Genomic DNA, 15,246 nt, shown 5'->3' on the forward strand with positions numbered 1-15,246 from the left:
CCTGCGCCGCGCCCAGCCCGGCTGCCGCCGGGCGGAACCGCGGCCCGCCCGCCGCCCTTGATGCATGCCGTGCCGCGGTGCGCAAGCCGCGCGCGGGGGAGTCGCATGGACGCGACGTGCGTTGACAGGCCGGCGAGCCGGTTCCTATGAGGGCGCCCGCGGCCCTTGGAGAATCATGACCGACCACCCCCCCACCCGGTTCGACGTCCTGGTCGCCGGCGGGGCCGCGGCCGGCCCCGGCGGCGCTGCGCGGCGGCAACACGCGGCATGCGCGGAACTTTCGGATCGCCCATGCCGGCCCGGCCCCCTACGTGCCGGACAGCTACCGCCCGGACGAGTTCCTCGCCGACCTGATGCGCGTCACCGGCGGCGACACCGATGAGCCGCTCGCCCGCTCCCTGATCCGCGGCTCGGCCGGTATCGCGCCGTGGCTCCTCGCCGCCGGCGTCCGGCTGCAGGCGCTCGATCACGGCGTGCTGCCCTACTCGCGCCGCACCGCCTTCCTGCTCGGCGGCGGCAAGGCGATGGTGAACGCCCTCTACGCCACGGCCGAGGAGATCGGCGTCGTCGTCTCCTACGACACGACGCTCGCCGCGCTGCAACCGGACGACGCCGGCTGCGCGGTCGTGCTCGACACGGCCGCCGGCCGCGAGTCGATGCTCGCCAGGGCCGTCGTCGTGGCGACCGGCGGACACCAGGCGGATCTCGCGCAGCTCCGCGTCGATCTCGGCCCGCAGGCGGAGCGGTTCGTGGTGCGCGGCTCGCCCTACTGCACGGGCCACGGCCTCGATCTTCTGCTCGGGCTCGGCGCCGAGCCGGTCGGCGACCGGGCGAGCGCCCATCTGGTCGCCGTCGACGCGCGCGGGCCTCGTTTCGACGGCGGCATCGTCACCCGGATGACCGGCATCCCGCACGGCATCGTGGTCGACCGCACCGGCCGGCGCCTCGCCGACGAGCGCGCCGACACCCGCCGCACCCACTACGCCCAGTGGGGACCGCGCATCGCCGCCTGTCCGGACCAGCTCGCCTATCTGATCGTCGACCAGGACGGTCTGCGGCGCGTCGGCCCGACCGCGCTCGCCCCGGTCACGGCGCCCTCGGTCGCCGAGCTGGCGCGCCGGCTGGAGGTCGATCCCGCCGCGCTCGATGCGACGGTGCGGACCTTCAATGCCGAGGCGGCGGAGCGCGAGCCGGCGGTGCGGCCGCTGGCGGCGCTGCCGCTCGCCGCCTGGCCGCTGCTGCCCGGCCTCACCTTCACGCATTTCGGCGTCGCCGTGGACACCGGCATGCGGGTGCGGTTGCGCGGCGGGCGCCGCAGCGAGCGGGTGTTCGCGGCCGGCACCACGATGGCGGCCAACGTGCTGCGCCACGGCTATCTGGCCGGGCTCGGGCTCACGCTCGCGGCCGTATCGGGCCGGATCGCCGGCGAGGAGGCCGCCCGTGCCGCCGCGTGAGGTCGCCGAGGAGGCCGAGCGGGTGCTGCGGCTGTGCAGCGCCTGCATGTATTGCGACGGCGTCTGCGCCGTGTTCCCGGCGATCGCCGGCAAGGCGACCTTCTCGCTCGCCGACGTCGCCCATATCGCCAATCTCTGTCACGCCTGCCGTGGCTGCTGGCACGCCTGCCAATACGCGCCGCCGCACCCGTTCGCCGTCAACGTGCCGCAGACGCTCGCGGCCGCCCGTGGCCACACCTACGCGGACTTCGCCCGACCGCGCTGGCTCGCCGGCGCGTTCGGGCGGCACGCCTGGATGCCCGCGGCCGTGGTGGGCGCCGCCACGGTCGCGGCGCTTCTCCTGGTCGTCCTAACGGTGCCGCGTGAAACCCTGTTCGGGGTGCATCGCGGCGGCGGGGCGTTCTATCAGGTCGTGCCGTGGGGCGTGATGACGACGGCGGCCGGCCTCTCGTTCGTCTGGGCCGTGGCCGCCATGACGGCGTCGACGGTGGCGTTCTGGCGGGCGATCGCGCCGCCGGTCTCCGCCCGGGTCGTCAAGCGGGCGCTGTGGCCGGCGCTCTTCGACATCGTGACGCTGAGCAATCTCGGTGGCGGCGGCCCCGGCTGCAACGACGTCGACGGCCGTTTTTCGCGCGAGCGGCGCATCGCGCATCACGTGATGGTCGGCGGCTTCGCCCTGACCATCCTGTCGACGCTCTCGGCGGCACTCTGGCATCACGTCGCCGATGCACCGGCGCCCTACCCGGTCTTCAGCCTGCCGGTGCTCGCCGGCACGATCGGTGGCGTCCTGATGCTGGTCGGCATCGGCGGGCTCGTTTCGGTCGAGCTGCGCACCGACACGGCGGCGACCGAGCCGGGGGAGACGCGGCTGAACCTCGTCTTCCTGGTGCTGCTCGGGCTCGTGGCGGCGAGCGGGCTCGCCGTGCTGGTGTTGCGCGAGACCGTGCTGATGGGCGTCACGCTGACGCTCCATCTCGGGCTCGTCACCGGCTTCTTCCTGGTGCTGCCGGCGAGCAAGATGATGCACGCACCCTACCGAGCGGCGGCGCTGCTGCGCGCCGCCATCGATCGCATCGCCTCACCGCCCCGGCGCAGCGGCGGCGAGTGAGCGGCAGGCGGCGGCGAGCCGCGCGAAGGCCAGCTCGTCCGCCGGCAGGCCGAACCGGTACCTGTTCGGTGTATGGGGAAAGCCGCGCACCAGAATGCCGGCATGCGCGAAGGCGTCGACGAGATCGCGACCCGGCGGGCCTTCGGCGAGGACGAAGAGATCGGTGCCGCCGAGGATGCGCAGGCCGCCGCTCACGAGCATCCCCTCGAGTCGGGCGCGGTCGGTGGCGAGCCGCGCCCGCATCGCCGTCGCCCAGGCCGTGTCGAGGAGCGCCGCGGCCGCGATCGCGCAGGCCGGACCCGACACCGGCCAGTCGCCGAGCCGCCGCCGCCACGGCATCGCGGCCCGCTCCGCCACCGCGACGAAGCCCACCCGCAGCCCGGCGAGGCCGTAGAACTTGCCGAGCGAGCGCAGCACCACCACGCCGTCCGGCAGCCGGTCGGCGGCGAGCAGCGACAGGTCCGGCGTAACGTCGGCGAAGGCTTCGTCGACGATCAGCTTGCGGCCGGCGGCAGTCCACGCCTCGGCGAAACCGAGGAGCGCCGCGCGCGAAACGCTCGCGCCGTCCGGATTGTTGGGGTTCACCAGCACGACGACGTCGAGGTCGCGGGCGGCCGGGTCCGGCAGCGCCGGCAGCGGCCGCACCGTGGCGCCGGTCTCCTCCCAGGCGGCGGCATGCGACGAGTAGGTGCGCCCTACCACGCCGACCCGCAGCTTCGGTCCGAGAACCACCGGCAGCAGCCGGATGGCGAGCTCGCTGCCCGGCACCGGCAGCAGCGCCGTGCCGGCCGGCCGGCCATAGGCCGCCGCCGCCGCATCGGTCAGCCGGTCGAGGTCGCGGCCGAGCGGCAGCCGGCGATACGCCTCGGGATCGACCGCCGGCACCGGATAGGCGTGCGGATTGATCCCGGTCGACAGGTCGATCCACGGGGGCGGGGCGTCCGGATAGAGCCGCTCGGCCTCGTCGACACGCCCGCCGTGCCCGCGCAGGATCGCCTCGTTCCTCGGCTGCATCGGCCCGCCCAATCGGTCGTCTCAGATCGATCTGCCCGAGTCCGCCGCGGACTTCGATCCCGCTGGCGGCCGTCGAGGCCGGCGAGGCTTAGCCCGCCGCCCGCCGCGGTGCAATCGACTGACCGCGCCGCGACCTGTACGGGCAACAACGGACAGTCCGATGCTTGCGCCGGCACCCGCCGTGCGCCTAATGTCGCCGCGATGGTTCCTCGCGCCGCTGCTTCGACGCGAGGTGAAAAGGGAATGCGGTGCGGCGCCCCGCGGGCGCTCAGGCCGCAACTGCCCCCGCAACTGTAAGCGGCGAGGCTTTCGCGCGAGTTCGTCACTGGCCGCAGTCTCCCCCTCCGATCGGGACTGCGCGACGGCCGGGAAGACGGCGCGGGAGCCGCCGAGCCGCGAGTCAGGAGACCTGCCATCGAGGTGGCGTGCGCGAATGGTTCCGGGCGGGGTGTTCCGGGGCCTGACGAGGCGCATGCGCAACCGGCGGGAGGGTTCGCGTGCACATCATGGAAGGCTATCTGCCGGTCGGGCATGCCGCCGGCTGGTTTGCGGTGTCCGCCCCCTTCGTGATCGCCGGGGCGGTCCGGATTCGGCGCATCCTGCGGGACGAGCCGCAAACCAAGATGATGCTCGCCGCGGCCGGCGCCTTCACGTTCGTCATGTCGGCCCTGAAGATCCCGAGCGTCACCGGCTCGTGCTCGCACCCGACCGGGACCGGGCTCGGCGCGATCCTGTTCGGCCCCGCCGTGATGGCGGTGCTCGGCACGATCGTGCTCGTCTTCCAGGCGCTGCTGCTCGCCCATGGCGGTCTGACGACGCTCGGCGCCAACGTGTTCTCGATGGCCATCGTCGGACCGTGGGTGAGCTGGGCGGTGTGGCAGGTCGTCACCCGGCTCGGCCTGGGGGCGAGCGTCGCGGTGTTTTGCGCCGCCATGCTGGGCGACCTCTCGACCTATCTCACGACCTCGGTGCAGCTCGCGCTCGCCTATCCGGACGCGAGCTCGGGCGTGCTCGGCGCCGTGGCGAAGTTCGGCGGCATCTTCGCCGTCACCCAAATCCCGCTGGCGATCGCCGAGGGCCTCTTGACCGTGGTGGTGATCAACGCCCTCGCGGCCTCGCCGGGCCTCCTCGGCGGGATGCGGAACGGCGTGCGCGGCCTTGCCGGGGGGACCGAACGATGATCGCGAAGCGAACCTCGTGGCTGCTGATCGCGCTTGCGGCCGCCATCGTCGCCGCGCCCCTGCTCCTGCCGGGCATCGAGGGCGAGTTCAAGGGCACGGACGATCAGGCGGTGAGCGCCATCGCCGAGGCGCGCCCCGGCTACGAGCCGTGGTTCAAGCCGCTGTGGACGCCGCCCAACGGCGAGATCCAGAGCCTGCTGTTCGCCCTGCAGGCGGCGCTCGGCGCCGGCGTGCTGGGCTACGTGATCGGCCGAAGGCACGGCCGATCGTCCGCGTCCGACGATGTCCCCCGTCGATAGGGCGGCCCATCTCAACCGCTGGCGGACGCGTTCGCTCGCCGAGAAGTCCGTCCTGGCCTTCGGCATGATGGCGCTCGCCCTCGCCTTTCCGCCGTTTCCGGTCGCCCCGGTGGCCGCCGTCGTGATGACGGTGGCGACGCTCGTCGGGGCGCGGGTGTCGCCGCGGACCTGGCTCGCCTGCGTGACGGCACCGTTCGGCTTCCTGCTGATCGGATCGCTGTCGCTCGCGCTGCAGGTCGGCACCGCCGGCATCGGCCTCGCCCCGGACGGCCTCATGACCGCAGCCGGAGCGACGGCACGCGCGCTGGCGTGCGTGACGGCGCTCCTGTTCCTCGCCCTGACGACGCCGGCGACCGATCTGGTCGCCGGTGCGCGGCGTCTCGGCCTGCCCGGCGAGATCGCCGAGATCGCCCTCCTGATGTACCGGTTCCTGTTTCTCCTCGGAACGACCGCGCTGGCCATGGACACGGCCCAGGCGGCCCGGCTCGGCCATGCCGGCGCCCGGCGCCGGCTGCGCTCGCTCGGCGGGCTGATCGCCAACCTGCTGCCGCGCTCGCTCGACCGGGCGCGTCGCCTGGAGATCGGCCTCGCGGCGCGCGGCTGGACCGGCGAGATGCGGGTGCTGTCGCGCCGCGCCGCCGTGTCATGGCCGGCGCTGGCGCTCGTCCTCGCGATCGAAGCCGGTGTCGCCGGACTGGGGCTTTGGGCGCGGTGAATCTCCTCGAAGCCCAGGCTCTGACCTACGCCTATCGGGACGGTGGTCCGGCCCTGTCGGACCTCGATCTCGTCGTCCGGCGCGGGCGACGTCTCGCCATTCTCGGCCCCAACGGCGCCGGCAAGACGACGCTGCTCCTGCACCTCAACGGCACGCTCCGGCCGCAGCGCGGCCGGGTGCTGCTCGACGGCGCACCGGCCGGTTACGGCCGCGCCGACCTGACCGCCTGGCGCCGCCGCGTCGGGCTGGTGCTGCAGGACGCCGACGATCAGCTGTTCGCCGCCTCGGTCGAGGAGGACGTCTCGTTCGGGCCGCTCAATCTCGGGCTCGCCGACGACGCGGTGCGCCGACGCGTCGCCGACGCGCTACACGTGATGGGGATCGGCGACCTCGCCGAACGGCCGACCCACATGCTGTCGTTCGGCCAGAAGAAGCGCGTCGCCATCGCCGGCGCCGTCTCCATGCGGCCCGAGGTGCTGCTGCTCGACGAGCCGACCTCGGGCCTCGACCGCGCCGGGCGCGACGGCCTCCTGGCCGCGCTGCAGGCGCTGCACACCGACGGGGCGACGCTGGTGCTCGCGACCCACGACGTCGACCTCGCCTACCGGCTCGCCGACGACGTCGCGCTGTTCGCCGACGGGAAGGTGCTCCGCCAAGGGCCGGCCGAGGAGGTTCTCGCCGACCGCGCCGCCATGGCGGCGGCCGGGCTGGAGTCGCCGTTCCTCCTGTCGCTGGGCCTCGCGGCCCGCGAGGCCGGCATTCTCGGCGCGACCGACCCGCTGCCGAAGACCCGCGAGGCTGTGTTGGCGCTTGTCGCGCGGAGCTGGCGGAAGAGCTGACCGGGGTCGTGAGAGCTGCCTCGGCCGAGGTCTCGTGTCCCGGGCGCGGCGCGCCGCGCCGCGAACCGGGACCCAGGGGCGATCAGCCGAAGCGCCGATCGTGCCGCGCGTCGTGCCGCCCCTGGGCCCCGGCTCTGCGGCGCATCAGGCCTGCGGCCTGCCGCGCCTTGTCCGGGGCACGAGCCCGAGCATCGGTAAATCAGCGCGCGAGCCCGAGCAGGGCCTCGATGTCGACATGCGCCTCGAGATGCGACGCCAGCGCATCGAGGGTCTCGTCGACCATCGCCTCGTAGGCGAGGCCGCCCTGCTCCGCGACGGGCGCGCCGAGGCGAGAGAGCCAGGCGGCGCGCTGGCGATCGTCGGCGAAGAATCCGTGGACGTAGGTTCCGGCGACGCGGCCGTCCGGCGAGACGGCGCCGTCGTCGCGGCCGCCATCCTGCGCGTCGCCCTGCGGATCGTCGAGCCGCACCAGCGGCCGCGCCGTGCCGGAACCCGTCGTGCGGCCCATATGCATCTCGTAGCCGGAGAGCGGCACGCCGTCTTCGACGGTGCGGCCCGTCACCGCGACCAGCGACTTGTCGCCGGTCAACGTCGTGATCACGTCGAGCAGCCCGAGCCCGGCCGCCGTGCCGGGCGGTCCCTCGACGCCGTCCGGATCGGCGATCTCGCGGCCGAGCATCTGATAGCCGCCGCACAGGCCGAGCACCCGGCCGCCGCGACGGACATGCGCGAGAATGTCGACGTCCCAGCCGACCGCGCGCAGCGCCGCGAGATCGCGGATCGTCGTCTTCGCGCCCGGCAGGATCACCAGGTCGGTGTCGGCCGGCAGCGGCGCGCCGTTCCTCAGGAGCACGAGGTCGACGGCGGGCTCGAGCCGCAGCGGGTCGAAGTCGTCGAAATTGGAGATCGACGGCAGCACCGGCACGGCGATGCGCACCTTGCCTGACTTGGCGGAGGACGCAGCCGCGGGCCCGGCCTCGAGCCCATAAATGTCCTCGGCGGGCAGCCGGTGGGCGTCATGAAAATGCGGCACCAAGCCGAGCGGCACCCATCCGGTCTTTTTAGCGATGACCGCCATGCCAGCGGCGAACAGCGACGGGTCGCCCCGCATCTTGTTGACGAGAAAGCCGCGGATCAGCGCCGCATCCTCGGGCTCGACCACGGCCGCGGTGCCGACCAGGCTGGCGATCACGCCGCCGCGGTCGATATCGCCGATCAGCACGACGGGCACGTCGGCGGCGCGGGCGAAGCCCATGTTGGCGATGTCGTTCGCCCGCAGGTTCACCTCGGAGGCGGAGCCCGCGCCTTCGACGAGCACGATGTCGGCCTCGCCGCGCAATCTCGAAAAGCTGTCCAGCACATGCGGCAGCAGCGCGGCCTTTCGCGACTGGTAGTCTTTTGCGCGCGCGGTGCCGAAGACGCGGCCCTGGACGACGATCTGGGCGCCCGTCTCGCTCTGCGGCTTCAAGAGCACCGGGTTCATGTGCACAGACGGCGCGACCCGCGCCGCCCGCGCCTGAAGAGCCTGGGCGCGGCCGATTTCGCCGCCGTCGGCCGTGACGGCCGCGTTGTTCGACATGTTCTGCGGCTTGAACGGCCGCACCCGCAGCCCGCGACGGGTCAGCAGCCGGGCCAGCCCGGCGACGATCAGCGACTTGCCGACGTCCGAGCCGGTGCCCTGGAACATGAGGGTGCGGGCGGTCATGCGCTTTCTACGGGCTGCTCGTGGGAACGGTCATTCCGGGACGGCGCGCAGCGCCGGACCCGGAATCCAGTCCCGAGCGCTCCGGTCGCGGCTGGATTCCGGGCTCGCGCCTTCGGCGCGCCCCGGAATGACGACCGGACAGCCGAGTCGTCACGCTCAATACTCGATGCCGGCCTGGGTCTTCACGCCGGCCTTGAAGTGGTGCTTGACCATCGTCATGTCGGTGACGAGGTCGGCAGCCTCGACCAGGGCCGGCTTGGCGTTGCGGCCCGTGACGGCGACGTGGAGATCGCCCCGGCGCGCCGCGAGCGTCGCCACCACCTCCTCGACCGGCAGGTAGTCGTAGCGCAGCGCGATGTTGAGCTCGTCGAGAATGACCAGGCCGAACGCCGGGTCGTCCATCAGCGCCTTGGCGGTCTCCCAGGCGGCCCGGCAGGCCGCCATGTCGCGCGCCTTGTCCTGGGTCTCCCAGGTGAAGCCCTCGCCGGCCGTGTGCCAGACGACACGGTCGCCGAACACCTCCAGGGCCGTCTTCTCGCCGGTCGGCCGGCTCTTGATGAACTGGACGACGCCGACCCGCCCGCCGTGGCCGAGCAACCGCAGCGCCAGCCCGAAGGCGGCCGTCGACTTGCCTTTTCCAGTGCCGGTGTGAACGAGCAGCAACCCCTTCTCGACCGTCTTGGAGGCGATCTCGGCGTCCTGAAGGGCCTTGCGCTTCTCCATCTTGGCACGATGGCGCGCGGCCTCGTCGGTCTCGGTCTCTGGAGCGGTCATGGGCGTCCTCGTCGGGGGATGGCGACAGGACCACAGGGCGCCGGCTCGGGCAACCGCCGGATTGACAGGGCGGCACTTCCGCCGCACAGATCCTCGCGCCGACGGTGTCCCGCCCGCCGGGAGGTTTTCGTATGTCGCGAAACGCCTTGCGGGTCGGACAAGAGGGAATATCGGAGGCGGCGAGCCGGGACACCCGCGAGGCGGGAGGCCGGCTCGGCGCCGTGCCGGAGCTGCCCCCGCAACTGTGAGCGGCGAGCCTGCACCGAAGCCACTGGGGGCGTTCCCCGGGAAGGCGGTGCCGGCGGTGACCCGCGAGCCAGGAGACCTGCCGTCGCCTGCCACTGACGCCGTTCCGGGCGGGGTGTTCCGGAGCGAATGTCGGCCGAACGGAGTGCAGGTCCGCTCGCCGCACGTCTCGGGGGATTCGTCTCCCGTCGTCGATGAGCGATTCATGACCCCCGTGGAGCCTTCGGCCCCTTCACCAATCCCGCCTGGCCCGGTGAACCTCTACGTCTGCGTCACCTGCCGGCTCTCTGCCGACGAGGAGGTGCGCTCGGGCCGCCTCCTCCACGACACCCTGGTCGCGGCCCAGCAGCGCCACGCCGCCCAGGACGTGACGATCGTGCCGACCGAGTGCCTGTCGAACTGCAACCGGGCCTGCTCGGTCGCCGTCGCGGGTCCCGGCCGCTGGAGCTACGTCTATGGCGGCCTCGCGCCGGAGCAGGCCGACGAGATTCTCTCTGGCGCCGCCCGCTACGCTGCGACCACCGACGGGCTGGTGCCCTGGCGCGAGCGCCCGGAAATACTCCGCAAGGGCGTGGTCGCCCGCATCCCGCCGCTGCCCGCCGCCACGCAGGAGCCTTGAAAATGTCGCTCGAAAAAATCCCCGTCACCATCGTCACGGGCTTCCTGGGGGCCGGCAAGACCAGCCTGGTGCGCCACCTGATGGAGAACCCGGGCGGCCGCCGGCTCGCCGTGCTGGTCAACGAGTTCGGCGATGTCGGCATCGACGGCGACATTCTGAAAGGTTGCGCCGACCCGAGCTGCCCCGAGGACGCGATCGTCGAGCTGACCAATGGCTGCCTGTGCTGCACCGTGGCGGACGAGTTCGTGCCGACCATCCAGGCCCTGCTCGCCCGCCCGCAGCCGCCCGAGCACATCCTGATCGAGACCTCCGGCCTCGCGCTGCCGAAGCCGCTCCTCAAGGCGTTCGAGTGGCCCGATCTGCGCACCCGCATCACGGTCGATGGCGTGATCGCGGTCGCCGACGCCGAGGCGGTGGCGGACGGGCGGTTCGCCCCCGACCTCGCCGCCGTCGCGGCACAGCGCGCCGGCGACGAGACGATCGACCACGACACGCCGCTCGGCGAGGTGTTCGAGGATCAGGTCGCCTGCGCCGACATCGTCATCCTCAACAAGATCGATCTCGTCGACGGGCAGGCACTGGCCGCGGCGCGCGACACCGTGCAGGCCGAGATGCCGCGAAAGATTCCGGTGATCGAGACACAGGAGGGCCGCGTCGACCCGCGCGTCGTGCTCGGGCTCGGCGCCGCCGCGGAGGACGATCTCGCCGCCCGCCCGAGCCATCACGAGGAGCACGGCGAGCACGACCACGACGACTTCGAGACCATCGTGGTGACGCTGCCGGACCACGCCGCCATCCCCGAGGTGGTGGCCAAGGTCGAGGCCATCGCCCGCGATCACGGCGTGCTGCGCGCCAAGGGCTACGTCGCGGTGCGCGGCAAGCCGATGCGGCTGCTGGTGCAGGGCGTCGGCACCCGGGTGCGGGCGCAGTTCGACCGGCCATGGGCCGCCGACGAGCCGCGCGTCTCGCGCCTCGTCGTCATCGGCCAGAAGGGCTTCGACCACGCCGCCGTCACGACGGCCCTGCAGCGCGAGCCGGCCTGACCATGCACATCCTGTTCCGCGAGACGCACGGCCTCGAGGAGGCGGCAGCGGCCGAGGATCTCGGTCACGCGCCCGCCGATCTCGTCGTCCTGTCGTTCGCGGACAGCGACCTCGGCGCCTTCGCGGCCGGCTGGCGGGCCGGTCGCGACGATCTGCCGAGCCTGCGTCTCGCCAATCTGGCGCGGCTGCAGCATCCCCTCTCGGTCGATCTCTACATCGAGAAGACGCTGTCGCACGCCAAGGGCATCCTGATCAGGCTCTTGGGCGGGCTCGACTACTGGCGCTACGGCATCGAGGAGCTGCGGGCCGTGGCGGCGCGGAACAACATCGCGCTGGCCATCGTTCCGGGCGACGGCCGCGCCGACCCGCGGCTCGACGAGGCCTCCAACGTGCCGGTCTCGACGCTGCGCCGCCTGCAGGCGCTGTGCGACACCGGCGGGGCGCGCGCCGCGCAAGGCGCGCTCGCCCAGCTCGCGCTCGCGTCGGGCCTGTGGGCCGTGCCGATCCTCGGCGTGCGCGCCCTGCCCCGCCACGGTTTCTTCCCCGGCGATCTCTCGGCGTGTCCGGTCGACGCGCCGAACGAGGGCGACGCGCCGCGCGCGCTCGTCGTGTTCTATCGCGCCATCCTGGCGGCGGCCGACACGGCGCCCGTCGAGGCGCTGACTGCAGCGTTGAAGGCGCGCGGCTTGACGCCGGTCGGCGTCTTCGTCGGCAGCCTGAAGGAGCCGGAGACGCGCGCCTGGCTGCGTGATCAGCTCGCGCGCATAAGACCCGACGTGATCGTCAACGCCACCGCCTTCTCGGCCCGCGACGCCGACGGCGGGTCGTTCGACGCGGCCGATGCGCCGGTGCTGCAGGTGGCGCTGGCCGGATCGTCGCAGAAGGCGTGGGCGACGTCGGAGCGTGGGCTGTCGCCGTCCGACCTCGCCATCCATGTGGTGCTGCCGGAGGTCGACGGCCGCGTGTTCTCCGGCGTCGTCTCGTTCAAGGAGCCCGAGCCGGTCGATCCCGATCTCGGCTTCGCCCGCGTCGTCCACGCGCCGCACGGCGAGCGCGTCGCCGCGGTCGCGGCACGCGCGCAGGCACTGGCGCGGCTGCGCCGCACGGCGCGCGCGGAGCGAAAGCTCGCGCTGGTGCTGTCCGCCTATCCGGGCCGCGACGACCAGATCGCCCATGCGGTCGGCCTCGACGCGCCGGAGAGCGCCGTCGCACTCTTGTCCACGCTGGCCGGCTCAGGCTACGCGGTCGCGGATGCGCCGCCTGATCACGCGACGCTGATCACGCGTCTGCTGGCGGAGGAGAACGCGTGGCCGCTCGCCGACTACGAGGCCGCACTGCAGGACCTCGACCCGGCGCTGCGCTCGGAACTGATCGCGCAGTGGGGCGCTCCCGCAGATGACCCTTCGGTGCGCGACGGCCGGTTTCACTTCCGCGCCATCCGCTGCGGCAACGTGATCGTCGCGGCGCAGCCCGAGCGCGGCAGCCGCGCCGCGCGGGCGGCCGAGTATCACGACGCACGCCGCGCACCGCGGCACGGCTTCGTCGCCTTCCATCTGTGGCTGCGCCAAGTCTGCAATATCGACGCGCTCGTCCACATGGGCGCGCACGGCACGCTCGAATGGCTGCCCGGCAAGGCGGTGGCGCTGTCCGGGGCCTGCTGGCCCGACGTGCTGCTCGGGGCCACGCCGGTGGTCTATCCGTTCATCGTCAACGATCCGGGCGAGGCGGCCACCGCCAAGCGGCGGCTCGGCGCCGTCACGATCGGCCACATGACGCCGCCGCAACGGCAGAGCGCCGTGCCGGAGCGCCTGCACACGGTCGAACGGCTGCTCGACGAGTACTCCAACGCCGACGGGCTCGACCCGCGCCGCCGCGAGCGGCTGGCGAAGGACATCGTCGCCGCCGCGAAAGAGACAGGGCTCAACCACGACACCGGCATCACCGACGACACGAGCCCGCAGGAGGCCGTGGTGAGGCTCGACGCCTTCGTGTGCGACGTGAAGGCGACGCAGTTCTCCGACGGCCTGCACGTTTTCGGCCGCGTGCCGGTGGTGCCGGACGAGGTGCTGTCCGCCGACGTGCCGTTCGATGTCTGCGCGCGAGTCGAGCAGACGAGCCTGCTCGCCGCGCTCGACGGCCGCGCGGTGGCGCCCGGGCCGGCCGGCTCGCCGTGGCGCGGGCGGCGCGACGTGCTGCCGACCGGCCGCAATCTCTTCACGGTCGATCCGCGCGCCGTGCCGAGCCGTGCCGCCGCCGACCAGGGCGCCCGCCTCGCCGACGCGCTGCTGACCCGGCACCTGCAGGATCACGGCGAGTATCCGGGCTCCGTGGTGGTGGACCTGTGGGGCTCGGCGACGATGCGCACAGCCGGCGAGGAGCTCGCCATGGCGCTGCGGCTGATGGGCGTGGTGCCGACCTGGGACACGACCTCCGACCGCGTGTCCGGCTTCGAGGTGCTCACCCTCGCCCAGCTCGGGCGCCCGCGCATCAACGTGACGCTGCGCATCTCCGGCCTGTTCCGCGACGTGTTTCCGAGCCTGCCGGTGCTGTTCGAGCAGGCCGTCACGGCGCTCGCGGCGCGCGACGAGCCGGCCGAGGAGAACCCGTTCCGGACCGCCGGTGGCCCGCGTGTCTTCGGCCCGGCGCCCGGCGCTTACGGGGTCGGCGTCGCCGAGACGGTCGACGATCTCACGTCCGAGAGCGTGGCGGCCGCCGCCGAGGCCTGGCTCGCCGGCAGCGCCCATGCCTATGGCCGTGGCGACGGCGTGCCGGCCCGCGACGCGCTGGAGGCGCAGGTCGCGGCGGCCGACGCCTTCGTGCATACCCAGGACCTGCCCGAGACCGACCTCCTGATGGCGCCCGACTATGCGGCGCACGAGGCGGGTTTTGCCGCCGCCGCAAAGACGCTCGGCGGCGCGCCTGCCCTTTATCACGCCGACTCGGCGCGTGCCGACGATCCGCGGATGCGCACGCTGCGGGAGGAGATCGCCCGCGTCGTGCGGGCGCGCGCCACCAACCGGACCTGGATCTGCGGGCAGATGCGGCACGGGTTTCGCGGCGCAGCCGAGATCGCCTGGACGCTCGACCAGATGGCGCTGTTCGCGCATCTCGCGCAAGCCGTGCCACCGCATCACTTCGACCTCTATTACGACGCGACGCTCGGCGACGAGGAGGTGCGCGACTTCCTCGACAGCGCCAACCCGCGCGCCGCCGAGGCGATGCGCCGGCGCTTCCGCCAGCTCGTCACGGCCGGCCACTGGACCACCCGGCGCAACAGCGTCATCGACGCGATCGCGGACGACGGTCGATGACACCGGACCTGATCACGACTTCACCGGTCATTCCGGGACGGCCCGGAGGGCCGGACCCGGAATCCAGCCACGACGTCCTACGTCTCGGCTGGATTCCGGGTTCGCACCTTCGGTGCGCCCCGGAATGACGACAAAGGCTTGTGCATGACCCTCGTCTACGAGAAGGACGGCGCCGCGATCTATCGGCGCTCGTTCGCCATCATCCGGGCCGAGGCCGACCTCGCCCGCTTCTCGCCAGAGGAGGAGAAGGTCGCGGTCCGGGTGATCCATGCGAGCGGCATGGTCGAGGTCGCGGCCGATCTGATCTTCTCTCCCGGAGCCGCTGCGGCGGCGCGGACGGCGTTGCGCGCCGGCGCGCCGATCTTCTGCGACGCCCAGATGGTGGCGCACGGCGTCACCCGGGCGCGGCTGCCGGCCGACAACGACGTGATCTGCACGCTCTCCGATCCCGCCGTGCCGTTGCTGGCGGACAAGCTCGGCACGACCCGCACGGCCGCCGCCATGGACCTGTGGCGCGAGCGGCTCGGCGGCGCGGTCGTGGCCATCGGCAACGCGCCGACCGCGCTGTTCCGCCTGCTGGAGATGCTGGACGAGGGCGCCGCGAAGCCGGCCGCCGTCATCGGCATGCCGGTCGGCTTCGTCGGCGCGGCGGAGTCGAAGGAGGCGCTGATCGCCGACGGCCGCGTGCCCAGCATGATCGTGCGCGGCCGCAAGGGCGGCAGCGCCATGACGGCCGCCGCGGTGAACGCGCTCGCGAGCGACCGGGAATGACGATGATCGTTATCTCGAGTCACGTCCCTGTCCGACCAGGTCCGATGCACGGCGCCTCGACTCACTCTCGCCGCTGGCGCGGCGCCAGCGCTCCCTCTCCCCGCGCGCGGAGAGAGGGTCGGGGTGAGGGGGCGCCTCTGCATCCACGAAACGCCCCCTCACCCGAC

General features: G+C 73.0%; 13 protein-coding genes and 2 riboswitches. Of the genes, 10 read left to right on the forward strand and 3 right to left on the reverse strand.

Annotated elements, in window-relative coordinates:
• Window positions 1-284: 284 nt before the first annotated feature.
• Window positions 285-1,454 carry an FAD-dependent tricarballylate dehydrogenase TcuA gene (gene tcuA, locus ABTU92_RS21040; protein WP_408093626.1) on the forward strand — a complete coding sequence of 390 codons (1,170 nt, stop codon included), beginning with the start codon at window positions 285-287 and terminating at the stop codon, window positions 1,452-1,454.
• The gene (gene tcuB / locus ABTU92_RS21045; RefSeq protein ID WP_408093584.1) at window positions 1,441-2,562 is read left to right on the forward strand and encodes a tricarballylate utilization 4Fe-4S protein TcuB; all 1,122 of its coding nucleotides are present in this window, start codon (window positions 1,441-1,443) and stop codon (window positions 2,560-2,562) included. Before tcuA ends, tcuB begins: the two co-directional genes overlap by 14 nt.
• Here the strand turns inward: tcuB and ABTU92_RS21050 are convergent.
• Complete coding sequence (locus tag ABTU92_RS21050; RefSeq protein WP_408093585.1) at window positions 2,533-3,576, reverse strand: aminotransferase class I/II-fold pyridoxal phosphate-dependent enzyme; 1,044 nt, start codon at window positions 3,574-3,576, stop codon at window positions 2,533-2,535. The two genes, tcuB and ABTU92_RS21050, sit on opposite strands and share 30 nt — an antisense overlap.
• 185 nt (window positions 3,577-3,761) lie before the next feature.
• Window positions 3,762-4,008, forward strand: a riboswitch (cobalamin riboswitch).
• 74 nt (window positions 4,009-4,082) lie between these two features.
• On the opposite strand from ABTU92_RS21050, the gene ABTU92_RS21055 reads away from it, so the two are divergent.
• The 4 genes from ABTU92_RS21055 to ABTU92_RS21070 are packed head-to-tail and all read left to right on the forward strand — an operon-like array spanning window position 4,083 to window position 6,610.
• Window positions 4,083-4,757: an energy-coupling factor ABC transporter permease gene (locus tag ABTU92_RS21055; protein WP_408093627.1), complete on the forward strand. Its 675-nt coding sequence runs from the start codon at window positions 4,083-4,085 to the stop codon at window positions 4,755-4,757.
• Window positions 4,754-5,056, forward strand: coding sequence for an energy-coupling factor ABC transporter substrate-binding protein (locus tag ABTU92_RS21060; RefSeq protein ID WP_408093586.1), 303 nt, complete (start codon window positions 4,754-4,756; stop codon window positions 5,054-5,056). Before ABTU92_RS21055 ends, ABTU92_RS21060 begins: the two co-directional genes overlap by 4 nt.
• Complete coding sequence (gene cbiQ / locus ABTU92_RS21065) at window positions 5,040-5,771, forward strand: cobalt ECF transporter T component CbiQ (RefSeq protein WP_408093587.1); 732 nt, start codon at window positions 5,040-5,042, stop codon at window positions 5,769-5,771. Before ABTU92_RS21060 ends, cbiQ begins: the two co-directional genes overlap by 17 nt.
• Window positions 5,768-6,610, forward strand: coding sequence for an energy-coupling factor ABC transporter ATP-binding protein (locus tag ABTU92_RS21070; RefSeq protein ID WP_408093588.1), 843 nt, complete (start codon window positions 5,768-5,770; stop codon window positions 6,608-6,610). The genes cbiQ and ABTU92_RS21070 overlap by 4 nt, the downstream gene beginning before the upstream one ends.
• A gap of 199 nt (window positions 6,611-6,809) precedes the next feature.
• On the opposite strand, the gene ABTU92_RS21075 is transcribed toward ABTU92_RS21070, so the two are convergent.
• Together ABTU92_RS21075 and cobO are read right to left on the reverse strand one after the other, a co-directional pair.
• On the reverse strand, window positions 6,810-8,315 hold the full coding sequence (locus ABTU92_RS21075) for a cobyric acid synthase (protein WP_408093589.1): 1,506 nt from the start codon (window positions 8,313-8,315) through the stop codon (window positions 6,810-6,812).
• 156 nt (window positions 8,316-8,471) lie between these two features.
• Window positions 8,472-9,089: a cob(I)yrinic acid a,c-diamide adenosyltransferase gene (gene cobO / locus ABTU92_RS21080; protein WP_408093590.1), complete on the reverse strand. Its 618-nt coding sequence runs from the start codon at window positions 9,087-9,089 to the stop codon at window positions 8,472-8,474.
• A gap of 124 nt (window positions 9,090-9,213) precedes the next feature.
• A riboswitch (cobalamin riboswitch) is annotated at window positions 9,214-9,437 on the forward strand.
• Window positions 9,438-9,540: 103 nt separating this feature from the next.
• Between cobO and ABTU92_RS21085 the strand changes: the two genes are divergently transcribed.
• The 4 genes from ABTU92_RS21085 (at window position 9,541) to ABTU92_RS21100 (ending at window position 15,079) form a co-directional block, all read left to right on the forward strand.
• Window positions 9,541-9,954 (forward strand): DUF1636 family protein, encoded by a 414-nt coding sequence (locus tag ABTU92_RS21085; protein ID WP_408093591.1) that lies wholly within the window; start codon window positions 9,541-9,543, stop codon window positions 9,952-9,954.
• 2 nt (window positions 9,955-9,956) lie between these two features.
• Complete coding sequence (cobW, locus tag ABTU92_RS21090; protein ID WP_408093592.1) at window positions 9,957-10,997, forward strand: cobalamin biosynthesis protein CobW; 1,041 nt, start codon at window positions 9,957-9,959, stop codon at window positions 10,995-10,997.
• Between the two features lie 2 nt (window positions 10,998-10,999).
• On the forward strand, window positions 11,000-14,308 hold the full coding sequence (cobN, locus tag ABTU92_RS21095) for a cobaltochelatase subunit CobN (protein ID WP_408093593.1): 3,309 nt from the start codon (window positions 11,000-11,002) through the stop codon (window positions 14,306-14,308).
• Window positions 14,309-14,452: 144 nt separating this feature from the next.
• Entirely contained in the window at window positions 14,453-15,079 is a 627-nt protein-coding gene (locus tag ABTU92_RS21100; protein WP_408093594.1) for a precorrin-8X methylmutase, read from the forward strand.
• Window positions 15,080-15,246 lie beyond the last annotated feature (167 nt).

Source organism: Rhodoplanes sp. SY1 (assembly GCF_046000175.1).
Lineage (GTDB): Bacteria > Pseudomonadota > Alphaproteobacteria > Rhizobiales > Xanthobacteraceae > Rhodoplanes.